The sequence below is a fragment of the Methylobacterium sp. M6A4_1b genome, from assembly GCF_053345175.1.
This window is the reverse complement of the sequence record NZ_JBKEZQ010000003.1, coordinates 149,343-169,017: the sequence shown is the minus strand read 5'-3', so window position 1 is coordinate 169,017 and position 19,675 is coordinate 149,343. Positions and strand designations below refer to the sequence as shown.

Sequence of the window (19,675 nt, the reverse complement as noted above, 5' to 3'; positions counted from 1 at the left end):
GGCGCGCGATCCTCAGCGGACCGGGTTCTCGTCGTAGGTGAAGATATCGCGGTCCTTGGTCTCCGGGATGAAGAGGAGCCCGATGACGAAGGTCATCGCCGCGATCGCGATCGGGTACCACAGGCCGTTATAGATGTTCCCGGTCTGGGCGACGATGGCGAAGGAGGTCGCTGGCAGCAGGCCGCCGAACCAGCCGTTGCCGATATGGTAGGGCAGCGACATCGAGGTGTAGCGGATGCGGGTCGGGAACAGCTCCACCAGCGCCGCCGCGATCGGGCCGTAGACCATCGTCACGTAGAGGACGAGGATCGTGAGGATCCCGACCACGATCAGCTTCTGGCCCGTGAAGATGTCGATCGGGTTCGCAGCCTTGACGATGGTGGCGTTGCCGGCGGGCGCCGGGTAGCCCGCCGCGGTGAGCGCCGACGGCACCGCCTTGGCGAAGGCCGGGTCGGCGACGGGGAAGTCCTTGCCCGCGATGGTCACGATGGTGGGCGCTCCGGCGGCGACCGGCTCGGTGGTGTAGTTCACGGCGGAGCGGGCGAGGAGCGCCTTGGCGACGTCGCACTCCTTGGTGAACTTGGCCGTTCCGACCGGATTGAACTGGAACGAACAATCGTCGGGGTTGGTCTTCACCACCACCGGTACGGTGGATTGCGCCTGGTATAGGGCCGGGTTGGCGTTGGCGGTCAGCTGCTCGAACAGCGGGAAGTAGGTGAGCGCCGCGATCAGGCAGCCGCCGAGGATCACCGGCTTACGCCCGATCTTGTCGGAGAGCGCGCCGAAGAACAGGAACCCGCCGGTGGCGAGGAGCAGAGACCAGGCGATCAGCACGTTGGCGGTGAACTGGTCGACCTTGAGGATGCTCTGCAGGAAGAACAGGGCATAGAACTGCCCGGCGTACCAGACCACGGCCTGGCCGGCGGTGAGGCCGAACAGGGCGAGGAGCGCCCACTTGGCGTTGCGCCACTGGCCGAAGGCTTCCGAGAGCGGCGCCTTCGAGTGCGTGCCTTCCTCCTTCATCTTTTTGAAGGCCGGGCTCTCGTTCATCTGCAGGCGGATCCAGACGGAGATGAGCAGCAGCACGCAGGAGACGAGGAACGGAATGCGCCAGCCCCAGGCCTGGAAGGCCGTGATGGTGGTCTGTGTGCCGTCGGCGGCGGTGGTCACGGTGGGCGCGTAGGCGCCGTTCACGTAGCCCTGCGTCGACAGGATGATGATCAGCGAGAGAAGCAGGCCGAGGGTCGCCGTCGTCTGGATGAAGGCGGTGTAGAACCCGCGGCGGCCGCGCGGTGCGTGCTCGGCCACGTAGACGGCCGCGCCGCCATACTCACCGCCCAGTGCGAGGCCCTGGAGCATGCGCAGGGCCAGCAGCGTCACCGGGGCGACCCAGCCGATCCCATAGCCGTTCAGGGTGTCGTAGGAGGGCAGCAGGCCGACGCAGAAGGTCGAGATGCCCATGATCAGGATGGTGATCAGGAAGGTGTGCTTGCGGCCCACCATGTCGCCGAGTCGGCCGAAGACCAGAGCGCCGAAGGGCCGGACCAGGAAGCCGGCCGCGAAGGCAAGGAGGGCGAAGATGTTTCGCGTCGCTTCGGGGTAGGCCGAGAAAAACTGTGCTCCGATGATCGTCGCGAGCGATCCGTAGAGATAGAAGTCGTACCATTCGAAGACGGTACCGAGGGACGAGGCGAGAATGACCTTCTTCTCGCCCGCGCTCATCGGCCGTGTGGCCGACTCGCTGGCGGGAATTGCGCTCGACGCAACCATGGGACGTTTCTCCAAGTCTTGTTCCGCCCGGGCGTAGTCCGCCCGTGGCTTGTTGGACCTTGTGGGGATCGATGCGCGGTGTCGGCGTCCCGCACGTCCGATCGAGCGAACGCAAGTCCGTCCTGGTGTCCAATACCCACGGGCCGATGCTAAGCGATGCCTTGTTTTGGCCCAAGTCCGAAAGACCGCCTCGGACTACCGAATTCAGATCTTTTTTATTCACCAGCGAAGTATATTTTGGCGTCCCGCGGGATTAAAGCCGCGCGGATGAAAGAAAGGGCGCGGCCTGCGCCGCGCCCTTTCTGGTCCTGCAGGTTCGCCGAAGCGCCTGTTTCAGTGGGCGTGCGCGCCGTCGGCGCCGATGCCCGTCTCCGAGCGCACGAACTGTGCGTCGAACAACGCCCGCTCGCGCTGGGCTCGTCGAGTGTTGTCGAGCTTCGAGACGAGGAAGATCGTCAGGAAGGCCAGCGGCATCGAGAACAGGGCGGGGTTGTCGTAGGGGAAGATCGCCACCGGGTTGCCGAAGGTCGTGACCCAGACAGCCTTCGACAGCACCACCATGCCGACCGCCGCCACGAGGCCGACGAGGCCGCCGATGAGGGCGCCCCAGGTGGTGGTGCCCTTCCACAGGATCGACATGGTCAGGACCGGGAAGTTGCAGCTCGCCGCCACCGAGAAGGCGAGGCCGACCATGAAGGCGACGTTCTGGTTCTCGAAGACGTAGCCGAGATAGATCGCCACGATGCCGATGACCACGGCGGCGATCTTGGAGAGCCGGACTTCCGCCGCCTCGTTGGTGCGCCCGCGGGCGATCACCTGGGCATAGAGGTCGTGGCTGACCGCGGAAGCACCGGCGAGCGTCAGGCCGGCCACCACCGCCAGGATGGTCGCGAAGGCCACGGCCGAGATGAACCCGAGGAAGTACGGGCCGCCCACCGCGTTGGCGAGGTTCACCGCCACCATGTTGGTGCCGCCGATCATGCCCTTCAGCTTGTCGAAGGCGCCGGCCGCGTCGAGGGAGAAGTAGGCCGGGTCTGACATCAGCAGGGCGATGCCGCCGAAGCCGATGATGAAGGTGAGGATGTAGAAGTAACCGATCAGGCCGGTGGCGTAGAACACCGACTTGCGGGCCGCCTGGGCGTCCGACACCGTGAAGAAGCGCATCAGGATGTGGGGCAGGCCGGCGGTGCCGAACATCAGGCCGACGCCGAGCGAGATCGCCTCGACCGGATTGTTGACGAGGCCGCCCGGCGCCATGATCGCATCACCCTTGGGATGGGTCGCGACGGCGGCGGCGAAGAGAGTCTCGGGGTTGAAGCCGTACCGGTAGAGCACGGCGCCGGCCATGAAGGTCGCGCCGCCGAGCAGCAGGCAGGCCTTGATCACCTGCACCCAGGTCGTGGCCTTCATGCCGCCGAAGGCGACGTAGACGATCATCAGGACGCCGACGATGATGACGGCGTAGAGGTAGGGCAGGCCGAACAGGAGCTGGATCAGCTTCCCCGCGCCGACCATCTGGGCGATCAGGTAGAACGCCACCACCACCAGCGTGCCGGTGGCCGAGATGATGCGGATCGAGGTCTGGTCGAGGCGGAAGCTCGCCACGTCGGCGAAGGTGAACTTGCCGAGGTTGCGCAGGCGCTCCGCGATCAGGAACAGCACGATCGGCCAGCCGACGAGGAAGCCGGTCGAGTAGATCAGGCCGTCGAAGCCGGAGGTGTAGACGAGGCCCGAGATGCCGAGGAACGAGGCGGCGGACATGTAGTCGCCTGCGATGGCGAGCGAATTGGTGCCGGCCGAAATGCCGCCGCCGGCGGCGTAGAAGTCGGCCGCCGACTTGGTGCCCTTGGCAGCCTTGTAGGTGATGCCGAGGGTGAACAGCACGAAGAACGCGAACATGCCGATGGCCGGCCAGTTCGTCGCCGACTGTTTGACCGCGCCGAGGTCGGGACCGGCGGCGAAGGCAGCCGTGACGGCCAGCGCCGCCAGCGCCGTGCCGAGGACGAGAGGGTGCTTGAGGCGGATCATCGGCCGACGTCCCGCTTGAGGGCAGCGGTCAGCTGGTCGAAGCGGCCGTTGGCGCGCTGGACGTAGATGCCGGTGAGGATGAAGGCGAGCACGATCACGGTGACGCCCAGGACGAGGCCGAGGGACGCGGTGCCGCCGCCGATCTTCACGGCCAGAAGCGCCTTGTCGAAGGCGATCAGCCCGATGAAGCCGAAGTAGATCAGCAGCATGATGATGGTCAGCGTCCAGCCGAAGCGCGTGCGCTCGTGAACGAGTTCCTTGAAGTGCGGGCTCTGCGCGATGCGCGCAGTCTCCAGGTCGGCCATGACGTGTTTCTCCCAAGGATCCGCCTCTTGGCAGGGCGGCTTCCGGATTGAAGGCTTCTCGGATTGTCGGATTTCGGAAAGAGGTGGGCTGCAGGTGCGCGCGGATGCGGGGTCACCGCCTCCGCGCGATCGAAGGGCCGGAGCGCTCAGTGCGTCCGGTTCTGGCGATTCTCGATGAGGTCGTCGACCACTGCCGGCTCGGCGAGGGTCGAGGTATCGCCCAGCGACGAGAACTCGTTCTCGGCGATCTTGCGCAGGATGCGGCGCATGATCTTGCCCGAACGCGTCTTGGGCAGGCCGGGCGCGAACTGGATCAGGTCCGGCGAGGCGATCGGCCCGATATCCTTGCGGACCCAGGTCACGAGTTCCTTGCGCAGTTCGTCCGAGCCGTCCTCGCCTTCCATCAGGGTGACGTAGGCGTAGATGCCCTGTCCCTTGACGTTGTGCGGATAGCCGACGACGGCGGCTTCCGAGACCTTCGGATGCGCGACGAGGGAGGATTCCACCTCCGCCGTGCCCATCCGGTGCCCCGAGACGTTGATGACGTCGTCGACGCGGCCGGTGATCCAGTAGTAACCGTCCGCGTCGCGCCGGCAGCCGTCTCCGGTGAAGTAATTGCCGGGGTAGGTCGAAAAATAGGTCTGCTCGAAGCGCTCGTGGTCGCCGTAGACCGTGCGCATCTGGCCGGGCCAGGAATCCTGGATGCAGAGGTTGCCCTCGCAAGGACCTTCGAGGGTCTTGCCCTCGGCGTCGACCACGATGGGCTGAACGCCGAAGAACGGGCGCGTGGCCGAACCGGGTTTCAGGTTGGTCGCGCCCGGCAGCGGCGTGATGAGGATGCCGCCGGTCTCGGTCTGCCACCAGGTGTCGACGATCGGGCAGCGCGAATCACCGACGACCTTGTAGTACCAGTCCCAGGCTTCCGGATTGATCGGCTCGCCGACCGAGCCGAGAACGCGCAGGGAGGCGCGCGAGGTCTTCTTCACCGGGCCTTCGCCGCCGCCCATCAGCGAACGGATCGCGGTGGGCGCCGTGTAGAAGATGTTGACCTTGTGCTTGTCGACCACGTCCCAGAAGCGCGAATTCGACGGGTAGGTCGGGATGCCCTCGAACATCAGCGTGGTCGCGCCGTTCGCAAGTGGCCCGTAGACGATGTAGCTGTGACCGGTGACCCAGCCGACATCGGCCGTGCACCAGTAGACCTCGCCCTCGCGATAATCGAAGACGTACTGATGCGTCATCGAGGCGTAGACGAGGTAGCCGCCGGTGGTGTGGACGACGCCCTTCGGCTGGCCCGTCGAGCCCGAGGTGTAGAGGATGAAGAGCGGGTGCTCCGCCTCCACCGGCTCGGCCGGGCATTCGTCGGTCACCTGGGCGGCCGCCTCGTCGTAATAGACGTCGCGGCCGGGCTCCATCTCGATCGTCGAGCCGGTGCGCCGGACCACGACGACATGGTCGACGCTGTCCTTCGGCAGGCGAGCGATGGCGGCATCGACATTGGCCTTCAGCGGGACCTTGCGGCCACCGCGCAGGCCCTCGTCCGCCGTGATGACCATCTTCGACGCGCAGCCCTCGATGCGGCCGGCCAGGGAGTCGGGCGAGAACCCGCCGAAGACGATGGAGTGGATCGCGCCGAGGCGGGCGCAGGCGAGCATCGCGTAGGCGGCCTCGGGGATCATCGGGAGGTAGATCGTCACCCGGTCGCCCTTCGACACGCCGCGGTTGCGCAGCACGTTCGCCATCTTGCCGACTTCCGAGTGAAGCTGGCGATAGGTGATGTGCTTGGACTCGCTCGGGTCGTCGCCTTCCCAGATGATCGCGACCTGGTCGCCGCGCGTCTCGAGGTGACGGTCGATGCAGTTATGAGCGACGTTCGTGCGCCCATCCGCGAACCATTTGATCGATATGTTTCCCGGCTCGAAGCTGGTGTCCTTCACCTTCGTAAAGGGCGTCATCCAGTCGATGCGCTTGCCGTGCTCGCTCCAGAAAGTCTCTGGATCGGAGACGGAGGCCTCATACATGGCCAGGTACTTCGCGTTGTCGACGTGGGCACCCTGGCTCCACGTCGAACGCACTTCGACCACCTTCTCGTCCATCGCGTTTTCCCTATCGGTGCCCGATCGTATCGCGACTGTTCACGCAGCCGGGTCTTCCGAATACCGTCATAGGCTCAACGAGATATTCCCCGCAAGCACCCATATGGCTAGGTGCGGGACAGGACCGATATTTTGTTTGTGTGCTAGTCAATTGCACCCAATGCAGATGCCGGTCTCGACCTTTCTGTCGATGGCCTGCTGCTTGCGCGTGGTCTCGGACAGGCGGTCCTCGGACGGCGCCTCCGCCCGGCCCGGGGGCTTCGTGACCCCGGTGGACGTGATGCTGCGGAACTGGCCGGCGGAATTCAGGTTCGACTCGGTGTCGGATTGCTGTGCCAGGGCCATGCCCGGCAATCCGATTCCGAGGACAGCGATCAGAGTCACAGCGCGCATCGTCGTCTCCATCGGCAGCAAAGGGGTATTCTCCCCCGTCGACGATCCAACGCGCGCTGATCGGGCCGGTTGCAGCGCCGGCCGCACCGGTCAGGCCCGCATCGTGGCGCCGCACACCGGAAACAGCATCTCCACCAGCGTTCCCTCCTCTTTCCGGCTGGAGATCCGGAAGCGCCCGTGATTGGCCTCGACCAGCGCCTTCGTCAGCGGCAGACCGAGGCCCGTCCCTCGGCGCGGCGCCGCGGTCGCACCGGTTCCGAACGGCTTGAGTGCATCCTCGACCTCGGCTGCCGTCATTCCGGTCCCGGTGTCGCGGATGCGCAGGGCGATCTCGCCACGATCCGCCAGGGTGGTCGACACGATGACCTGTCCACCGGCCTCGGTGAGCGCGATGGCGTTCGCGATCACGTTGACCGTCGCTTGATGCACCGAGCGCTCGTCGGCCATCAGGCTCGGCAGATCCGTGGAGAAGCTGGTGCGTAGGACGATTCTCCGACGCGACGCTTCCGGCTGCAGGCCGGCGACGCAGCGCGTCACCACGTCGTTCAGGGACACTTCCGCGACGGCGAGATCGATCTTCCCGGACTCGATGCGGGCAAGGTCCAGGAGATCGTTCACCAGATCGAGCAGACTTGCGCCGGAGGCGCGAACCTCTTGGAGGCAGGCGCGGTACTGCTCCGATCCCGGCGGTCCGACGGATTCCGAGATCAGCCCTTCGATCGATGAAAGCATGCCCTTGACCGGCGCCTGAACCGTCCGGCCGACCTGCGTCAGGAGCTCGGCCTGGCGCACGACGTGACCCTGCGCGGCGGACTGCTCCCGCACGTTCGCCTCGCGGCGCTCGGATGCCGGAACGTCGTCGCGGATCACGGCGCATTGACGGTTCTCGGCGTCGCCGGCCAAGGGCAGGACCTTGACGCGCAGGCGTCTGCGCGAGCCGCGTGCCGCGGCCGGTACATCGTCCGTCGCGGTGGATCCGGGTTCGACATGCAGGCGCGCCAGCAGATCGACGGCATGCTCCGAGGCGAACAGGCCGAGGAAGCTCGCCCCCACGACCTCGCGGGGATCGAGTCCGAAAATCTCGGCGGACCTTCGATTCAGGGACAGGATTCGGGCCTGATGGTCGAGCAACACGATGCCGTCCTCCAGGGCGGCGAGGACCGCGAGGGCCTCCGAGCCGTGGCGGGCGGCGAAATCCTGCGCGATCGCCGTCGCCGTCGCGGCGCGGGCCTCCGCGCTCGGCTCGGCATCGCGGGCGAGCAGCAGATCCGCCGGCCGGCCGGCCCAGTCCAGCACGGAGTGCTCGATCAGCACGCCGGTGCGCCCGCCCTCCCGGGTCGCCAGGATCAGCGGCGCGTCGCCCGCCGACCGCCGGCGCGGGTCTACCCCGCCGAACAGGTGGTCGACCCCGCCGGCGATGGTGAGTTCCTGATGATTCGCGTAGCCGACGAGATCGAGCAGGGGCCGGTTGGCGAACAGCACGGTCTCGTCGCGGTAGACCAGCACTCCGGAGGGGATCCGCTCCAGGGTCGCCACCATGGCGGCATCCGGCGCGGCATCCCCTGCCGGTCGCGGCGGCTGCACCGGGAACGGCATCACCGCACAAGGGAGATTCGGCTCGGCCTCGTGATCCGGGCGCTCATCGCCGGCGAACCGCGCACCGAGAGCGCGCGCGATCTCGCGGAAAGCGGCGTGCTCGTGAGTCGAAAGGTGCGGGTCCGACGGAGTTGGGCCGACGTCCGGCGCAGAGGCCGAAGGCTCCGAGGCTTCGACGACCGGCTCCGGGGCCGGGGATGCCTTCGCCGCATCGGGCTCAGGCGGCGCATCAGCGATCGAACGGACCTGGCCGAACCCGCGAAACCCGGATGCACTCCGGCTGGCCGGGGCGCCGGAGAGTTCCAGTTCGCAGACGGCCCCGCCGGCATCGATCATCGTGATCGGAATCGCCCGGAAGGTGCGTCCGCTCTCCAGGGCGGCGAGGAGCCCGCCGGCATCGCGCAGAACCGCGGCCTCTGCGAGCGCGTGCCATGTCCGACCTTGGAGCCTCCGGCGAAGCGCTGATCCGGCGACCTGCGAAACCTGGACGATCGTGCCCGCCGCGTCGCTCTCCCAGGTGAAGCGCTGCCGCACGACGAGCGGCTCCGGCGCCTCCGCCGCGAGTTCGGGGGAACAGGCCCTCGGGTCGCCAGGGGCAGGCGCGGGGCAGGGCTCCGCGTGGCCCTCTGACGAATCGGGCGCGGAAGTTTCCCGTCCGCGAAGGTTCGCGCGAAGATCCGGCAGGGGCGCGTTGGCGACGAGGACAACCACGTCCCGCGTATCGGTGAGAGACATCCGCATCAGGGTGACCAGCACCGGTGGCGCGAGGCGGCGGGCATCCAGCCGAAGCCGCAGGAGCAGCGGGCGGTCGGGGCGCAGGCGGGCCCGCGTGATCTGCTCGCCGAGCCCGAGAGCCGGAGCGACGCGCCCGTCCGATTCGCTGATCGCCCGACGAAAAGCCGCTCCGCGCGGCGAGGCATGGAGCACCCGGCCCCCGCTCGCGTCGAGCACAAGGAGGACGCTCTCAGGATCTTTTATGCGGGGCGCCAGCGGCGAATCACCGGCGCATCGGCGCAGGAGCGCAGCGATCGCCGATTCGTCGGTCTCAACGGGCCCTGAGGCTCCACTCTCGAACATCCGCACCCGTTTATCGTGACGAATCTTGGAACGTGACGTCCTTTTTACCGCGCCACCGCCCCCTCATAAGCCACGAGAGCGGCCGCCGCACGTTTACCTGTTGTCAACCTTAATGCGTCCGAGCAGGGTGGCATAGGGCTGGAGCTGTGCTATTGTGCAGCGCACAACACGCCGCCAACAATTGAGTACGAGGAGAGGATAATGAGCAGCACCCCGAATTACGAGGTTCCCGCCGAGATGCGCGATTTCGCCGAGAAGAGCGTCGATCAGGCGCGCAAGGCGTTCGACACCTTCATCAGCGCCGCCCGGCGGACCGCCGACTCCGTGCAGGGCTCAGCCGAGATGGCGCGCACGAACGCGCAGGACGTGTCCGCCCGCGGCTTCGAATTCGCCGAGCAGAACGTCACGGCCGCCTTCGACCTCGCGCAGAAGCTGGTCCGCTCGCGCGACCTGCAGGAAGCGATGCAGCATCAGGCCGAGTTCGTGCGCAGCCAGTTCGCCGCGATCCAGGCCCAGGCCAAGGAATTCGGCGGCCTCGCCCAGTCGGCCATCCAGCAGAGCGCCGAGAAGGCCAAGGGCGCCATGCAGGAGAGCGCAGAGCACGCCCGCAAGGCGATGGAGCAGGGCACCGAGGCGGCCCGCAAGGCGGGCGCCGATGCCGAGCAGGCCATGCGGAACGCGACCAACTCCTGATCCTTCATAGACCGGCGCCCACGCGGCGCCCCTTTGCAGCCCGCTCGGTTCCAATCCGAGCGGGCTTTTCTCGTCGGGGGTCCGAGACATACGGTGAGACTTGCCGAGGGCTGGCGGGTCTCCTAACCCTTACCGCCACCCCGTGCCCAAGCTTCCCGGGCCGCGGCGTCAACAAGGGCGTGAGACCATGCGACGTATCTCCCGAGGCAGTCTGATCCTCACCGTCCTCGTCGGGCTGTTCGCGGCGCAGGGCGCCAGTGCTCAATATTACGAAGACGGCTACGACCGTCCGCCGCCGCGCCGCGCCTATGACGAGCGCCGCCTGCCGCCCCGCCGCGAAGTTGGTCTCAACTGCGATGCAGTGCAGTCGGGCCTGACGGGCTTCCAGCCCTATTCCTGTCCGCTGACGAGTCCGCGGCCCCTCGGCGCCCGCTGCTTCTGCGACATGCCGATCGCGCCCCTCAGTTCGCCGCAGACGGCGGTGGGCCGCGTGGTGCCCTGAGATCCGGCCCCCGACGCGACCTCCACACGAAAAAGGCCGCGGCATCCTCCCGGACGACACGGCCTTCCTAATTCGGTTACGGCGGAACGACTTCAGTTCAGGACGACGACCTTGGCGCCGACCTTCACCCGCTCGTAGAGATCGGTGACATCCTCGTTCGTCATCCGGATGCACCCCGACGACACGGCCTGGCCGATCGTGTCCGGCTCGTTGGAGCCGTGGATGCGGTACTCGGTATTGCCGATATACATGGCGCGGGCACCGAGCGGATTCTCGACGCCGCCAGCCATGTAGCGGGGCAGGTCGGGACGGCGGGCGATCATGGCGGCCGGAGGCGTCCACGACGGCCATTCCTTCTTCGCGGTGACGGTCTTCACGCCGGACCAGGTGAAGCCGGGACGGCCGACGCCGACCCCATAGCGGATGGCCTCGCCATTCGGCATCACGAAGTAGAGGCGCCGTTCAGCCGTGGAAACGACGATGGTGCCCGGCTTGTAGTTCCCGTCGAATGCCACGATCTCGCGCGGGATCGGAGCGACCTGGGCCTGGGGGGCCGCCTGGTAGCCCTGTCCGACGGTGCCGGGGTAGCCATAAGGATCATCGGTCGTCCGGCCATAACCGTAGGCCGGATCGGACGAGTAGTAATCCTCGCTGGCATTCGTGCCGAACGGATCATAGGGAGCTGCCAGAACAGGGCTCGCGGAGAGGACGCAGACACCGAGTAGGCCCGTGAGGGCAGTCGCCAAGGTCTTCATGATGGATCCCTTACCTGTGCCGTAACCTTTGCTGTACAAGCGTAAGCATGGGACAGTGGTTCCATGGCCATCCATTGAATCCGACATTTTTGCGGCAGATCGAGTGGAACCGCGGTTAATTCGGGTCCTCGGCGGCCCGCGCGAGGGCCGCGGCGTCGAGCTTCACCATGGTCTGCATGGCGGCGAACACCCGCGCCGCGACGGTGGGATCGGGATCTGCGAGGAGTCGGGGCAGGACCTCCGGGACGACCTGCCAGGGCACGCCCCAGCGGTCGCGCAGCCAGCCGCACATGATCTCCGAACCGCCCTCCGAAACCAGACCGCTCCAGATCCGATCCACCTCCGCCTGATCGGCGCAGGTCACGGAGATCGAGGCGGCCGTGCCGTAATCCGCGGGTACGCCGCCGTTCAGAGCCTGGAAGCTCTGGTCCCCGAGGGTGAAGCTGATCAGGATCGCGTCGCCGGGCTCGCCACCGGGCCACGGACCGGGCGCGCGCTGGAAGTGACCGATGCGGGAACCCGGCACCAGGGAAACGTAGAGGCGCACGGCGTCTTCCGCGCCCCGCTCGAACCAGAGGCAAGTACTGACGTTCGACATGGATCCGCTCCTCCGAGACTGCATCCCGATTGCCTCCGGTTTCGACGGAGGCTCCCGCCGCGCTAGAGGCGCCCGGCCAGCTCGCCGAGCTGATCGGCGCAGCGGCCCCAGCCATCGTGGAAGCCCATGGCCTCGTGCGCGGCACAGTCCTCAGCCGACCAGTGGCGCACGCGCGCGGTGTAGCGGGTGATCTCGCCTTCCGGCTCGAAGGTGACGATGCCCGTGAAGAACGGCTTGGCCGATGGCTCCCAGGCCCGGACATAGGCGTCCGTGAAAACGATCCGGGCGTTCTCCACCAGTTCGAGATAGACGCCGACGCTGGGAAACTCCGAGCCGTCCGGCCCTCGCATGACGATGCGGGTGGCGCCGCCGGGACGCAGATCGGTCTCCGCCTCCGTCACGACGAAGGGCTTCGGCGCGAACCAGCGCTTGATCAGATCCGGCTCGGTCCAGCACCGATAGAGCGCCGCGGGAGCGGCGTGGATGAGGCGTTCGAGGACGAGTTCGCGTCCGGTCGAATCGGTCATGGCGGTATTCCCGTTCAGAGGTGGCGGAAGGGCGCGAGAGACGGTCAGCGCTTCTGCTGGTTCATCGCCCAGACGACCCCGAAGGGGTCGCGCAGCTGGCCGTAGCGGTCGCCCCAGAACATGTCGGCCGGCGGCATCACCGCGACCGCGCCCGCCTCGACGGCCCGCGCGTAACGCGCGTCGATGTCGTCGACCATCAGCATCAGGCTGAAGGCCTGCGGAGGCTGGAGGGAATGCCCGTGCTCGGGAAAGGCGTCGCTCAGCATCAGCGAAGCGCCGTTGAGGTGGAGGTGCACGTGCATGGTGCGGCCCTGGTCGTCGACGGGCATCGCGGTGGCGATCTCGGCCTCGAAGGCGCGGACGTAGAACTCCGCCGCCTTCATGGCGCCCGCGACGGTCAGATAGGGGACGAGACCGCTCTTCACGGGGGCCGGGGGCGGCGCCTCGGGTTGGTTCGTGCTGCTCATCGTGGTCCTCTCCTCTCGGGCCTCGCGACACCGTTTCCCGGCACGACTCCGTGCCGATCGCGCGGCCTCGTCGCAAGGACGCGTGGGCGGAGCGGCATCCGACAGGGACGACGATTTTTTTTCAAGCCTCCCGGCGCTCAGGGCGTCGGGAGGCTCAGGCGGTCGAGCTCCGCACGGATCTGCGCGGCCTCGGCCGGTGTACCGGCCAGCGCGATCGCCCGGCCCATGGCCTCGCGCGCCTCCGCGGACCGTCCGAGTTGCATGAGGAGGGCGCCGCGCAGACCATGGAAGTAGAAGTAGCCGTCGAGCGGCCGTGCCAGGGGGTCCGCCAGGGCGAGACCGGCCTCTGGTCCGGCGGCCCTCCCGACGGCCGCCGCCCGGTTCAGCCTCACGACCGGCGAGGGCTGCAGGCGCTCCAGTGCTTCGTAGAGGGCGGCGATTCCGGACCAGTCGGTCTCCTCGGGACGCTGCGCGCGGGCATGGAGGGCGGCGATCGCCGCCTGGATCTGGTAGGGTCCCGGCCTCCGATGCCGGATCGCCTTGTCGACGAGGGCCAGCCCTTCCGCGATCATCGGCCCCCGCCAGAGAGCACGGTCCTGGTCGTCGAGAAGGACGATTCCCCCTTGCGCATCGAAGCGTGCCGGCGTTCGGGCATGCTGGAGGAGCATCAGGGCGAGAAGCCCCATCACCTCCGGGTCGGTGCCGAACAGGCGCAGCAGCAGGCGGGCGAGACGGACGGCCTCGTCGCAGAGCACCGCCCGCTCCGCGTCGCCCGCCGCCGAATAGCCGGCGTTGAAGACGAGGTAGAGCATCGCCGCGACCGCCGTGAGCCTCTCGACGCGCTCCGCGGCGCCGGGAGTTTCGTAGGGCACATCGCTGCGGGCGATGCGCGCCTTGGCCCGGGTGATGCGCTGCTCCATCGCGACTTCGCTGACGAGGAAGGCACGGGCGATGCGTGTCACACTCAGGCCCGCGACCACCCGCAGGGCGAGGGCGATCTGCTGCGTCGCCGGCAGCTCGGGGTGGCAGCAGACGAAGAGCAGGCGCAGGACATCGTCGCGGTAGGAGTCCGAATCGAGCGCCTCTGCCAAGGACACCTCGGCGTCGTCGAGGTCCGACAGCGCGTCCTCCGGCGGCAAGGGTGCGAACCGGGCGAGCCGGCGCTTACCGTCGAGGCCGGCATTGCGGCCGACGAGGATCAGCCAGGCAACGACGTCCCGCGGCGGCCCGGTGCGGGGCCAGGTCCGCAGGGCGCGAAGGGTCGCGTCCTGAACCGCTTCCTCGGCCGTATCGAGGTCGCGGAAGACGCGCAGCAGGGCGGCCAGGACCCGCGGACGCGCCACGGAGACGGACGCGGCGATCCAGGCCGCATCGGGACCGGACGCGCTCATCCTCCCGTCCTCGCCGCGTCGCGCGGATCCGGATTGTACAGGAGAACGGGCCGCAATTCGTAGGCGCCGCCCGGATTGGCGGCCGCGAGATCGCGGGCGATCGCCAGCGCCTCGTCGAGGTCCGCCACGTCGACGACATAGAAGCCCAGCAGTTGCTCCTTGGTCTCCGCGAAGGGGCCGTCGATGACGAGGGGGGGGTCGCCCGCCTTGCGCAGGGTCGTGGCGGAGGTCGTCGGAAGGAGCCGCAAGGACGGCCCGAGCTTGCCCTCGTTCACCAGCCGCTCGTGCACCTGCCCGAGCCGCCCCATGACGGCAGCGTCCTCATCGGCGCTCCAGGCGGTGACGACGTCCTCGTCCTTGTAGCAGAGGATGGCATAGAGCATGGCGATTCCTTCTCTCACAGGACGCACGAGGCGACCTTCGGCAGACAGCACCTGACGAAATTTTTGCGCCGCCGGGAATGGTCTCGTGATCCGTGCTTCCTGCGCCGGGCCGGAGAACGACCGCGATGACGCGGCGCCGCGCCGGTCCGCCCGCCGGGGTCGAAAGGCTTGACCCCAGGCGGGACCCATGCCTTTTACCGGCGACGGCACCCCCGACTCCGTAGCTCAGCTGGATAGAGCAGCCGCCTTCTAAGCGGCAGGTCGTTGGTTCGAGCCCAACCGGGGTCGCCATGCCACCGCGCCCGGCAGAGCGGTCAGGCAGCGGAGATCCGCAGCGCCCGGCGGGCGACGGTGATCGAGAGAGCAATGTTGAGCGCCGCGATGGCCAGCATCAGCTCGAGCAGACGATCGAGCCCGAACCAAGCGCCGACATAGCCGCAGATCAACGGCGTCGCCGCCTGTCCGAGCAACGGCATCCGGGCGAGGCGACCCATCACGGCCGCGTAATCGTGCTGGCCATAGAGCGCGAGCGGCAGGGTTCCGCGCACCACGGTGCGCATTCCGTTGCCGGCGCCGTAGAGCACGATCGCCAGCCAGGCGAAGTCGGGCGCGGTGGCGAGCAGCAGCAGACCCAGGCCGACGCTTCCGCTCGAGACGAGCAGCGCCCAGGCGGGATGCGCCCTCCGGCCGAACAGGAGCTCGATGATGCGTGCGCCGACCTGCGATGGGCCGATCAGGGCACTGAGCGCCACGGCCGCGCTCGCCGCGACGCCCTTGGCCTGGAGCAGCAGGAGCAATTGGACGGAGACGGCCGTCATCAGCACGGCCGCGCTGGTGAAGGTGACGGCGAGGATGCGTTCGCCGGGGAGCGGGCCACGGCCGGCCGGGCGGTTCAAGGGGGTGGCCCCGGACGGCGCGAGCGGCGCCGGCGGGGACCGGGCCCCGGCCGGGAGGGCGAAGGCGAAGAGCGGAACCACGACGAGGACGGCCAGGGCCGCATAGACGAGACAGGTGCCGCGCCAGCCGACCAATCCCACGAGGGCGCTCGACGCCGGCCAGCACAGGGTGATGGCGAAGCCGGAGGCGATCGCGATCTGGGTCATCGCCCCGCGCGCCGAGGCGCCGTAGGCCTGCCCGATGGCGGCGAAGAGCGGATCGTAGAGAGCGCCGCCCATACCCAGGCCGATGATCACCCAGGCGAACAGGAAGACCGGCAGGTTCGGAGCCAGCGCCATCACGACCTGGCCGAGCGCGATGATCAGGGAGCCGGCGATGAGAACGGACCGGCCGCCATGACCCCGGATCCTGCGCCCGACCCAGGGCGAGCACAGGCCCGAGACGAGGATCGCCAGCGAGAGGGCGCCGACGACGACGCCCTGCGGCCAGCCGGTCGACTGGACGATCGGATCGGCCAGCACCGCCATCAGGAAGAACGAGCCGCCCCACAGGATGATCTGGGTGAATCCGAGGGCGGCGTTGCCGGCGAGCGTCGGAGAAGGGTGTTCGGTGAAAGGCCGCACGGTCGATGGCGTCACGCGCTGTCGCCGATCATGGGTCTGCCCTCGGTGGTTTCGAACGGTATCCCGTTCTATGAGCCTGGATGACCGCCCCGCTCAAGGCATCGCGACGCACCTTGCTGCCGCCTGGTCGACCCTGAGGCCGGCCGGTGACGGGCGGGCCTCTCTGCAAGGTTCCCATGATTCCGCTCGTGCTCCTGCCCGGCCTCCTCAACGACGCGGACCTGTTTCGCGATCAGGTCGCGGCCCTGGCCGACGTCGCGGCCTGCACCGTCGCCGACCTGACACGCGGGGAGACGCTCGACGCGCTGGCGGAGTCGGTTCTCGCCGAGGCGCCGGAGACCTTTGCCCTGGCCGGCTTCTCGCTGGGCGGATACGTGGCGCAGGAGATCGTCCGGCGCGCTCCGGAGCGGGTCACGCGGCTCGCCCTGCTCGATACTTCGATCCGACCCGATGGGTAGGACCGGGCCGCGACGCGCCGCGCCCTCGACAAGGCCGTCCGCATTCCCGGCCGCTTTCATGGCTTCGGCGATCGGTTGCTGGCGACCTATCTCGACCCGGCGCATCTGGCGGACGCGGCGATCGTCGCTCGCATCCGGGGGATGACCGAGCGGCTCGGCGCGGAGGTCTTCCTTCGCCAGAACGCCATCGTGCGTCGCGACGGAAGCGAGACCCTGCGGAGCGTGGCCTGCCCGCTCCTGGTCCTGTGCGGCGCGAGCGATGCCGTGACGCCGCCCGCGATGCACCGGGAGATGGCCGCACTCGCTCCGCGCGCCCGCCTCGTGATCGTGCCGGGCGCCGGGCACATGACGCCGATCGAACAGCCGGAGGCGGTCACCGAAGCCCTGAGGGCATGGCTCCGCGAACCCTGAGCGGACCCGTGCTGCGCCGCTCAGCCCCCGTGCCGGGTTCGGACCGCTTCGCGACAGGTGGGGATGGGTCTGTTTGTCCGACGCCCCCGTATTTCGTTTCCGAAAACAGCCGAGTACGCTCGAACATGGTTTGGACGGTGCGGCGCATCGGGCGCTGCGCCGATCGCACAGGTTTTCGGCAGGATCTGGCATGACGGGTCTGCCCGAACGAGCTGGCTTCGAGCGAAAGGCGACGGAGCGCGCCGAAGCCTCCGCGGTCGAGACGCGCCGCGTCGCCATCGTCGCGGCGGTGCGCCAGCGCGGCTTCATGACGATCGAGGCGCTGGCGAGCCAGTTCGGCGTGACCGTCCAGACGATCCGGCGCGACCTCAACGAACTGAGCGCGGAAGGGCGCCTGGAGCGCTACCGCGGCGGCGGCGGCCTGCCGTCCAGCGTCGAGAACATCGACTATGCCGATCGTCGGGCCACGCTGCTGCCCGAGAAGACGCTGATCGGGCGCCTGGCCGCGAGCCGCATTCCCTCGCATTGCTCGGTCTTCCTCAACATTGGCACGACGACGGAGGCGGTTGCGCGCGAACTCGTGCAGCACGACGACCTCAGCATCATCACCAACAACCTCAACGTCGCCATCGGCCTGGCGGCGGCGACCGCCTTCCGCATCGTGGTGGCGGGCGGCACCATGCGCAATCGGGACGGCGCCGTGCTGGGTCAGCTCACCTGCGATACGCTCAGCCAGTTCCGGGTCGACGTCGCGGTCATCGGGATCAGCGGGATCGACGCCGACGGCGCGCTGCTCGATTACGACTACGAGGAGGTGCGCGCGACCCAGACCATCCTGCAGCACGCGCGCCGAACCTTCCTGGTGGCCGATCATACCAAATTCACCCGCCGCCCGATGGTCGAGGTGGGGCGTCTCGAGCAGATCGACACCGTCTTCACCGATCGGATGCCTCCGCCCGAGATCGTCGCCCTGATGGAACGCCACGGCGTCGCCCTCGCAGTGACAAATCGGGATCATCCAAAACGAACCTAAGAACTTTCGCTTGCGAACATTGTATCATAAGGCAATATTCTGCCTGACCGGCCGCCGGCCGGAGCGGGAGGCGAATCATGACGACCGTATCGACCCTGCGGACGGCGGATGCTCCCTACGATCTGCTCGTCATCGGCGGCGGCATCAACGGCACGGGCATCGCTCGCGACGCGGCCGGGCGCGGCCTGTCGGTCCTGCTCTGCGAACGCGGAGACCTGGCGGAATTCACCTCGTCTTCCAGCACAAAGCTCATCCACGGCGGCCTGCGCTACCTGGAATATTACGAGTTTCGTCTCGTGCGGGAGGCCTTGGCCGAGCGGGAACGCCTGCTGCGCCTGGCGCCGCACATCATCTGGCCCCTCCGTTTCGTGCTGCCCCACGACGAGGGCCTGCGGCCGGCCTGGATGCTTCGGATCGGCCTGTTCCTGTACGACCATCTGGCCCGCCTGCGCACACTGCCGGGCTCGAAAATGGTTCGTTTGCGAACATCCCCGATGGGCGCCCCGCTGCAGGATCGTCTCGGCAGGGGCTTCGTCTATTCGGATTGCTGGGTCGAGGACAGCCGCCTCGTCGTCCTGAACGCCATGGACGCGCGGGCGCGCGGTGCCGAGATCCGGACGCGCACCGGCGTCGAAACGGCACGGCGCATCGACGGGACCTGGACGGCGACCCTGCGCGACGGCGCGACCGGTCGGACCGAGACCGTTCGGGCGAAGGCGGTCGTGAACGCCGCCGGCCCATGGGTCAGCGAGACGCTGGGAACGACGCTCGGCGTGAACAGCCGCGCGGCCGTGCGCCTGATCAAGGGCAGCCACATCGTCGTCCGCAAGCTCTACGAGGGCGACCAGGCCTACATCCTGCAGCAACCCGACCAGCGCATCATCTTCGCGATCCCCTACGAGCACGATTTCACCCTGATCGGCACCACCGACGTGCCGTATGAGGACGCGCCCGGCCCGGTGTCGATCTCCGAGGAGGAGACGCGCTACCTGTGCGACTGCATCAACCGCTCCTTCGCGAAATCGATCGGGCCGAAGGACGTGGTCTGGAGCTACTCGGGTGTGCGCCCGCTCTACGACGACGCGGCGGCCAATGCCTCGGCGGTCACCCGCGACTACGTGCTCGACCTCGACGACGCCGGCGGCCAGGCCCCGGCACTCTCGGTCTTCGGTGGCAAGATCACGACCTACCGGCGCCTCGCCGAACACGCGATCGAGAAGATCGCGCCGCATTTCCCCGGGCTGGCGAAGAGCTGGACCGGCGACGCGGTCCTGCCCGGCGGAGCCATGCCGGATGCCGATTTCGAGACCTTCCTGGCGCAATTCTCCCGGGAAGCCTCATTCCTCCCCGCAGAGACCGCGCGACGGCTTGCCAGGGCCTACGGCACCGAAGCACGGACCATCGTCGCAGGTGCCCGCCACCTCGCCGATCTCGGCGAGGCCTTCGACGGTGGACTCATGGCGGCCGAGGTCGATTATCTCGTCCGTGCTGAATGGGTGCGGACTGCCGAGGACATCCTGTGGCGCCGGTCCAAGCTCGGTCTGCGCACGAGCCCGGAGAGCGCCGCGCGCCTCGCTGCCTACCTGGCCCGCAAGGCCGAGGCCGCCTGAATCCGCGGATCCCGAGACAGGCCGGGCCGGCGCGAAGACCGGCCCGGACCCCTTCGAACCTT

The 19,675-nt window shown here is 68.1% G+C and carries 19 protein-coding genes and 1 tRNA gene; 7 read left to right on the top strand and 13 right to left on the bottom strand.

Translation table 11 applies throughout. The features are described 5' to 3' along the window. Window positions 1–12: 12 nt before the first annotated feature. From ACLBWX_RS04715 to ACLBWX_RS04690, 6 genes are all read right to left on the bottom strand, one after another. Window positions 13–1,770: an MFS transporter gene (locus tag ACLBWX_RS04715; RefSeq protein ID WP_447675922.1), complete on the bottom strand. Its 1,758-nt coding sequence runs from the start codon at window positions 1,768–1,770 to the stop codon at window positions 13–15. A 333-nt stretch (window positions 1,771–2,103) separates the two neighbouring features. Beyond that, window positions 2,104–3,798, bottom strand: a complete 1,695-nt coding sequence (locus tag ACLBWX_RS04710) for a cation acetate symporter (RefSeq protein ID WP_447675921.1) — start codon at window positions 3,796–3,798, stop codon at window positions 2,104–2,106. Further along, the gene (locus ACLBWX_RS04705; protein WP_447675920.1) at window positions 3,795–4,103 is read right to left on the bottom strand and encodes a DUF485 domain-containing protein; all 309 of its coding nucleotides are present in this window, start codon (window positions 4,101–4,103) and stop codon (window positions 3,795–3,797) included. Before ACLBWX_RS04705 ends, ACLBWX_RS04710 begins: the two co-directional genes overlap by 4 nt. Before the next feature lie 146 nt (window positions 4,104–4,249). Beyond that, window positions 4,250–6,199 (bottom strand): acetate--CoA ligase, encoded by a 1,950-nt coding sequence (gene acs, locus ACLBWX_RS04700; RefSeq protein WP_447675919.1) that lies wholly within the window; start codon window positions 6,197–6,199, stop codon window positions 4,250–4,252. 147 nt (window positions 6,200–6,346) lie between these two features. After that, on the bottom strand, window positions 6,347–6,592 hold the full coding sequence (locus ACLBWX_RS04695; protein ID WP_447675918.1) for a hypothetical protein: 246 nt from the start codon (window positions 6,590–6,592) through the stop codon (window positions 6,347–6,349). Window positions 6,593–6,682: 90 nt separating this feature from the next. Beyond that, window positions 6,683–9,139 (bottom strand): ATP-binding protein, encoded by a 2,457-nt coding sequence (locus ACLBWX_RS04690; protein ID WP_447675917.1) that lies wholly within the window; start codon window positions 9,137–9,139, stop codon window positions 6,683–6,685. Between the two features lie 327 nt (window positions 9,140–9,466). Here ACLBWX_RS04690 and ACLBWX_RS04685 point away from each other — a divergent pair, with 327 nt between their 5' ends. Together ACLBWX_RS04685 and ACLBWX_RS04680 are read left to right on the top strand one after the other, a co-directional pair. Then, window positions 9,467–9,958, top strand: coding sequence for a phasin (locus ACLBWX_RS04685; protein WP_447675916.1), 492 nt, complete (start codon window positions 9,467–9,469; stop codon window positions 9,956–9,958). Window positions 9,959–10,145: 187 nt separating this feature from the next. Further along, complete coding sequence (locus ACLBWX_RS04680; RefSeq protein ID WP_447675915.1) at window positions 10,146–10,460, top strand: hypothetical protein; 315 nt, start codon at window positions 10,146–10,148, stop codon at window positions 10,458–10,460. A 92-nt stretch (window positions 10,461–10,552) separates the two neighbouring features. Here the strand turns inward: ACLBWX_RS04680 and ACLBWX_RS04675 are convergent, their stop codons facing one another. From ACLBWX_RS04675 to ACLBWX_RS04650, 6 genes are all read right to left on the bottom strand, one after another. Beyond that, complete coding sequence (locus ACLBWX_RS04675; protein WP_447675914.1) at window positions 10,553–11,215, bottom strand: L,D-transpeptidase; 663 nt, start codon at window positions 11,213–11,215, stop codon at window positions 10,553–10,555. Window positions 11,216–11,330: 115 nt separating this feature from the next. Further along, window positions 11,331–11,813, bottom strand: a complete 483-nt coding sequence (locus ACLBWX_RS04670; RefSeq protein ID WP_447675913.1) for a VOC family protein — start codon at window positions 11,811–11,813, stop codon at window positions 11,331–11,333. Window positions 11,814–11,875: 62 nt separating this feature from the next. Further along, window positions 11,876–12,340, bottom strand: a complete 465-nt coding sequence (locus ACLBWX_RS04665) for an SRPBCC family protein (RefSeq protein ID WP_447675912.1) — start codon at window positions 12,338–12,340, stop codon at window positions 11,876–11,878. Between the two features lie 44 nt (window positions 12,341–12,384). Then, window positions 12,385–12,807, bottom strand: coding sequence for a VOC family protein (locus ACLBWX_RS04660; RefSeq protein WP_447675911.1), 423 nt, complete (start codon window positions 12,805–12,807; stop codon window positions 12,385–12,387). A 137-nt stretch (window positions 12,808–12,944) separates the two neighbouring features. Further along, entirely contained in the window at window positions 12,945–14,198 is a 1,254-nt protein-coding gene (locus ACLBWX_RS04655; protein ID WP_447675910.1) for an RNA polymerase sigma factor, read from the bottom strand. Next, the gene (locus tag ACLBWX_RS04650) at window positions 14,195–14,581 is read right to left on the bottom strand and encodes a YciI family protein (RefSeq protein ID WP_447675909.1); all 387 of its coding nucleotides are present in this window, start codon (window positions 14,579–14,581) and stop codon (window positions 14,195–14,197) included. Before ACLBWX_RS04650 ends, ACLBWX_RS04655 begins: the two co-directional genes overlap by 4 nt. Window positions 14,582–14,795: 214 nt before the next feature. Between ACLBWX_RS04650 and ACLBWX_RS04645 the strand changes: the two genes are divergently transcribed. Further along, window positions 14,796–14,872: transfer RNA gene (locus ACLBWX_RS04645), tRNA-Arg, on the top strand. 23 nt (window positions 14,873–14,895) lie between these two features. On the opposite strand, the gene ACLBWX_RS04640 is transcribed toward ACLBWX_RS04645, so the two are convergent. After that, window positions 14,896–16,116, bottom strand: coding sequence for an MFS transporter (locus tag ACLBWX_RS04640; RefSeq protein ID WP_447675908.1), 1,221 nt, complete (start codon window positions 16,114–16,116; stop codon window positions 14,896–14,898). Between the two features lie 161 nt (window positions 16,117–16,277). Here ACLBWX_RS04640 and ACLBWX_RS04635 point away from each other — a divergent pair, with 161 nt between their 5' ends. The 4 genes from ACLBWX_RS04635 to glpD all read left to right on the top strand — a co-directional run bounded on the left by ACLBWX_RS04635 (window position 16,278) and on the right by glpD (window position 19,613). After that, complete coding sequence (locus tag ACLBWX_RS04635) at window positions 16,278–16,559, top strand: alpha/beta fold hydrolase (RefSeq protein ID WP_447675907.1); 282 nt, start codon at window positions 16,278–16,280, stop codon at window positions 16,557–16,559. Between the two features lie 75 nt (window positions 16,560–16,634). Continuing rightward, entirely contained in the window at window positions 16,635–16,970 is a 336-nt protein-coding gene (locus tag ACLBWX_RS04630; RefSeq protein WP_447675906.1) for an alpha/beta fold hydrolase, read from the top strand. A 190-nt stretch (window positions 16,971–17,160) separates the two neighbouring features. Beyond that, complete coding sequence (locus ACLBWX_RS04625; protein WP_447675905.1) at window positions 17,161–18,003, top strand: DeoR/GlpR family DNA-binding transcription regulator; 843 nt, start codon at window positions 17,161–17,163, stop codon at window positions 18,001–18,003. A 77-nt stretch (window positions 18,004–18,080) separates the two neighbouring features. Then, on the top strand, window positions 18,081–19,613 hold the full coding sequence (glpD, locus tag ACLBWX_RS04620; RefSeq protein WP_447675904.1) for a glycerol-3-phosphate dehydrogenase: 1,533 nt from the start codon (window positions 18,081–18,083) through the stop codon (window positions 19,611–19,613). The last annotated feature ends 62 nt before the right edge of the window (window positions 19,614–19,675 follow it).